The organism is Shewanella sp. MBTL60-112-B2 (assembly GCF_019655055.1).
Classification (GTDB): Bacteria; Pseudomonadota; Gammaproteobacteria; order Enterobacterales; family Shewanellaceae; genus Shewanella.
Map to the genome: position 1 here is coordinate 1 of NZ_BPFA01000065.1, position 1,968 is coordinate 1,968.

At 42.0% G+C, this 1,968-nt stretch carries 1 rRNA gene; it reads left to right on the top strand.

Annotated features, from left to right (window positions below):
* The first annotated feature begins 32 nt into the window (after positions 1–32).
* Positions 33–148 (top strand): 5S ribosomal RNA (gene rrf / locus K5Q73_RS21205).
* Positions 149–1,968: the final 1,820 nt, after the last annotated feature.

Here is a 1,968-nt window from a genome sequence, read left to right on the forward strand (position 1 = left end):
GCGAGTCCAGCTTTCTAAATTTACCCAATTTGTCTGGAAACCATAGAGCTGTGGCACCACCTGAATCCATTCCGAACTCAGAAGTGAAACGCAGTATCGCCGATGGTAGTGTGGGGTCTCCCCATGTGAGAGTAGGTCATTTCCAGGCTTTAAATTAAGTGAAGAAGCCACCTTATTAAGGTGGCTTTTTTGCGTTTGGCGTTTGGCGTTTGTAAAAATACAGAACGCTAACTTATCTAGAATACAGCTACCCGTTAAGGTGACTGCTTCACTTAAAGTAGGCATAAATGCCTACCCCCTACGTCAACCCGCCGCTGAGCGGGTTCTCCAGCTTGCAGCAAAGCTGCTACGCGCTACAAGATTGCAATGTACTTCGTACCTTAAGCGCAACCTCTTCGCCCTCATGTGTTCGCTGCGCGAATCGAGGGCGATTATATGCTCCTGCATAATCGACACTTCCCACATCCATGTGGGTCGTAGGTCATTTCCAGGCGCTTATTTATTCTCGAAAGAGAAGTGAGAAAGCCCGCTACGATGTAGCGGGCTTTTTTACGTCTGTCATTTGTGTAAAATCCTGCCTTTTATAGGCATCACAGCATCAAAAATGCTGTCATTTTTTAGATGATAGCCTTAGTTTAACTCGCTCGAATGAGTCTTTTCATGAAAATAAGCTGACATAGGCCGATAACCTCTGCTTCAATATTGACCGTCACTATTGCTACGCGCTACAAGATCTCAACGAACTTCATCAAATCAATGTGACTTTTCCTGCTTTTGTGCTCATAGCACTAACCGAAGTGGTCATTTCTCGCTATCACCTGATTACTCATCAATGAAAACCTTGCCTGTGCTTGTAGTTCATCTAGGTTTAGTTGATTTGGAGCCCCTTCTATATCAATTTGCCTGGTGGCATCGCTATTAGCTATCTATTTAATCGTAGTGATAAAGCAATATTTTGATGCCTAAAGGGGGCTGTGCTAAATAATTTTAAGCGGTAGCTGATAGGTGCTGTCGATAAATACGGAGAATACAGCTTTTAGGTTAGCTGTAGATTTGAAATTTATAGCCAAGAAAGGGGGCAGAATACCTATATAAAAGGAAAGTGGCCGAGAGGAATGACTAATTGATTAAGATGGAGCGTCTTTATTGAAGATGTTTAATATAAAAATCAGCAATAAGTGATGCTTTTCTATAAGAGAAGTTTGATTAATTAGCGTTGGGAGTAAATTGACAACCTCACATCAGTATTCTTTGCCTTATATGCAGGGCAATTGTGTTGTGTCGCCGATCAACCTTGAGCGAGAAATCGAGATTGCGAGGCATAATATTGTATTATTTTTAGTTGTGAGTCTCCTTGTAGCATCAAGGCCAGACGCTTCAAATAGTTGAAAAACTGATCTTGTAGGATTTAGGCTAGTGACTATTGGGTTTCATGTTCACTATTCATTAGCTGGTAACTCGCCTTTTTAGCCCTATTTTTATACGTATCGTTTGATAACTATTCGTTTGATTCGAAAAAGCTAATTTTATTGAAAAGGGCCCTTGCGCTACTGCGAGAACTCCCTATAATGCGCATCCACTGACACGGCACAGCAGGCCAACTAGCTAAACGAAAGCTTAGGTAGCACGGGACTTGCAGCGCAATCAGTACCTCTCTTAACAAAGAGGTGAGAGATTAACTTCTACGGAAATTAGCCTCAGGTGACAATCGCTTTAAGAGCTTCGGGTTTTGACTTCTGATTAAGAAATCATCGCTTGAAATACTTCTTAAAATAAGCGCTTGACGCCGACACTGGAGAGTGTAGAATACGCCTCCTCAGCCAAACGACCTAAGCGTCTAAGGCGCCATTTTGAAAGGCTTAGCCTTGATAGAAGTGGCACGCTCTTTAACAATATGACAAGCAAATCTGTGTGGACACTCACAGAGATTAAGTTATTCGAAATTACTTCTCACGAAGTAATCAAAAA